At 74.1% G+C, this 3,004-nt stretch carries 3 protein-coding genes; 1 reads left to right on the plus strand and 2 read right to left on the minus strand.

Features of this window, described 5'->3' with window-relative positions; all coding sequences use genetic code 11:
* Nucleotides 1-48: 48 nt before the first annotated feature.
* Entirely contained in the window at nucleotides 49-891 is an 843-nt protein-coding gene (locus WEB03_RS08055) for a hypothetical protein (RefSeq protein ID WP_368070433.1), read from the minus strand.
* Between the two features lie 292 nt (nucleotides 892-1,183).
* Nucleotides 1,184-1,567, minus strand: coding sequence for a hypothetical protein (locus WEB03_RS08060; protein WP_368070434.1), 384 nt, complete (start codon nucleotides 1,565-1,567; stop codon nucleotides 1,184-1,186).
* A 180-nt stretch (nucleotides 1,568-1,747) separates the two neighbouring features.
* On the opposite strand from WEB03_RS08060, the gene WEB03_RS08065 reads away from it, so the two are divergent.
* Nucleotides 1,748-2,848 (plus strand): saccharopine dehydrogenase NADP-binding domain-containing protein, encoded by a 1,101-nt coding sequence (locus WEB03_RS08065; protein ID WP_368070435.1) that lies wholly within the window; start codon nucleotides 1,748-1,750, stop codon nucleotides 2,846-2,848.
* The last annotated feature ends 156 nt before the right edge of the window (nucleotides 2,849-3,004 follow it).

Below are 3,004 nucleotides of genomic sequence, written 5' to 3' on the forward strand. Positions count from 1 at the left end.
ACCCGACGGCGCGTGCGGGAGCGGAGCGCCGTCGGGAGACCGGGTGGGTCAGCTGGCCTTCTCGACCTGCTTCTCGACGCCCTCGGCTGCGGCCGGGATGGCGTCAGCGGTCTTGCGGATCGAGGTGGCAGCCGCCTTGACCTGGCTGGCAGCGTTCTCGGCCTGCTTGCGGCTGGCGTCGACGGCGACGTCGACGGTCTTGGTGACCGAGGTCGTCGCGCCCTTGATCTGGCTGGTGGCGGTCCCGGCCTGCTTGCGACCGGCGTCGACGGCGACGTCGACGGTCCTGGTGAGCGACGTCAGGGCCGCCTTGACCTGCGAGCGGGTGTTCGAGGACTGGTCGAGGAGCTTGGCGACACGCGTGTCGTTCTTGAGCGCCTCGACGAGCTTACGGCCCTCGGTCGCCTTCGAGTTGAAGGTCTTCTCGAACTTGGCGATCGCGGTCTCGAGCTCGGCCACGAGGCGGCCACGGACGTCACCCACGGTGCGGGTGACGGTCGTCGGCGCGGTCTCGGAGTAGCCCTTGAAGGTGCCGGCCGGGTCGCTGGCGGCCTTGCGGACCTCCGCGCGCAGCTGCTCGAGCTTGGTGGTGGCGTGGCGCACCAACGTCACGGCGTCGATGGCCAGGCCCGCGGCAGCGAACGAGGCGTCCTCGGCGATGATGCGGGGCTCACGCTCGGCGATCGGGGCGCGCTTCGGGGCGACCTTCTCGCGCTTCGCGGCGGCGGCGTTGCGCTTGCGGGTGGCAGCGGCCTTCTCGGCAGCGGCCTTGTTCTTGCGTGCCTCGGCAGCCTGGTTCTTCTTGCGGGTGGCGGCGGCCTTCTCGGCGGCAGCCTTGCGCTTCGCTGCTTCGGTGGTGGTCGTGGTCTTGGTGTCGGTCGTGGTAGCCATGCGGTGGCCTCCTGGGGTCGCGGGGGTGTCGTGGATCCGCCGGTGCCGGTCGAGCGGTCGGGTGGAGGGACGGAGCGGGAGCCGGGTCGAGGCTGCGGGAGCCTGCGGGGTGCCCCATCCCCCCACCGGACCGATCGCGGTCCGGGGGGAACTGCTAGCCAACGTACGGCAAGGTGCTAACTCCCGCAAGCGCTAGCGGTCAGCAAGCACCAGGCGCGCGGTCAGCGCACGGAGAGGCCCGGATCGGCGGTGGGGTGGCCTGTGCGCGGCCGCAGCTGCTCGCTGGCGGGTCTCACCCGCCCGTCGCGGCCCGACGGTGCAGATCCAGCTCGGCCGCCAGCACGCGTGCGACGGGACCGAGGCGGGGGTCGAAGACCCGGTCGGCGAGCTCGACCAGCTCGATCCACCACCCGGGGTTCCGCGAACGCAGGTCCGGCGGGACGCACACGTCGACGAGCCGCCCGAGGGGTCGGTGGTCGGCCGCGACGCCCACGATGCGGTACCCGCCGGCGACCAGATCGTCGGCGGGCACGGGTGCGAGGTCCGCCGACCCGACGGTGACGGTCAGGATGTAGCCGTCGGGGACCCGCGGCAGCCGACGTGCCCAGGCACGATCGGCGGCCGGCACCCGCACGAGCAGGGTGTCCTCCGGCAGGTCACGCGTGCGGTCGTGCACCCTCGTCCTCGCTGCCCGTCGCGCCGGCGTGGGCGTCGAGCGGTGGTGGGCGCGGGGCCGGTCGCCACCGCGGGGCGGGCATCCTCGCACGCCATCTCCAGCGGGTCACGTACCCCCCACGTGTCGGTAGCGTCGCCCTGGCGCCGACCCCCACCGAACCCGCGCCGCGAGGCCCCCGCGATGCCCACGATCGCCGTGTTCGGCGCCACCGGGACGCTCGGTCGTCGGGTGGTGGCCCGCTTGACGAGCAGCCTCGAGCTCGTGCTCGTCGGTCGTGATGCCGCGACGCTGACCGAGGTCGCCCGCACCGCGCAAGGGCCGACCTCGACGCGGATCGTCGACCTCGATGTGGATGGAGGCATCAGCGGTGCGCTGTCGGGGGTCGACCTGGCCATCAGCGCGCTCCCGGTCCCGGGCGGCGCCGCCGGCCGGGTGCTCGAGGCGGCGGTCGCTGGCGCCGTCCACCTGATCGACACCGCTGATGCGCAACCCCACCTCCAGCGGGCCTACGACGGGTTCGATTCCCGCGCGAGAGATCGTGGCACGGTCGTGGTCCCGGGCGTCGGTTGGCGGACGGCGATCGGTGACCTGCTCACGTCGGTCGCCGCCGCACGGACCGACCAGCCGAGGCAGGTGCACGTCGCTGCCGTGGTCCCCGACCGGGGAGGGGTCCTCGGCGCGGCGTCACCCGGGGTGTTGCGTGGCATCACGGCGTCGCTCGGCGTGCCGGCGACCGTGCTCGAGCGTGGGCAGCGGATCGACGAGCTCCCCGGGGAGGTCCGCCGGCTGGCCTGGTTCCCGCGCCCGTTCGGGCCGCACCACGCCGCCGGCGTACCCGGTCTGGAAGCGCTGTCGGTACCGCGTCACCTGCCGGAGGTCACGACGGTCCGCTCGTACATCGCGCTGTCGAGCGCCCGCGCGGAGCTGATGCAGGCGATCGCGAACCTCTCCCGACGGCGGGCCGTGCGGGACCGGGTGGCAGCCGGCCTCGAACGCCGGGCGCGGCGAGTACCCACCGAGGGGGCACGCTGGGCGGTCGTCGCCGAGGTCGCTGGCGACGCCGATGGGTACGCCCGGGGCTGGGCCAACGGCAGCGACCACCTCGATGCATCGGCGAGGCTGGTCGCTGCCACCGTCGACGCGGTCCTCGCCGGCCGCGCTGCCCCCGGTGTCGTGGCCCCCGCGGAGGTCGGCGCCGCGGGCGATCTGCTCGACGCGATCGCGGCGACCAGCGAGATCCGGTGGTCGGTCACCGACCCACGGGCACGGCCCCCCGTGTGATCGGTCGAGAACGAGTCGCCAGGAACCACGACCCAACGGCGGTTCCCGCCTGGTCGGCCCCTCGGACACCCGGAGCCCGACCGATGGGTGCGCGCCGGCCTACCGGGGTGCTCGTGTGGCGCCAGCGCCACGTCAGGACCCCGCGAGCCCGACCGA

It is taken from the genome of Nitriliruptor sp., from assembly GCF_040882075.1.
Taxonomy (GTDB): domain Bacteria; phylum Actinomycetota; class Nitriliruptoria; order Nitriliruptorales; family Nitriliruptoraceae; genus Nitriliruptor.

What these genes read in the sequence shown, in the direction of transcription:
- WEB03_RS08065 (WP_368070435.1), top strand. Translation starts at nt 1,748, where the DNA reads ATGCCCACGATCGCCGTGTTCGGCGCCACCGGGACGCTCGGTCGTCGG.
- WEB03_RS08055 (WP_368070433.1), bottom strand. Translation starts at nt 891, where the DNA reads ATGGCTACCACGACCGACACCAAGACCACGACCACCACCGAAGCAGCG.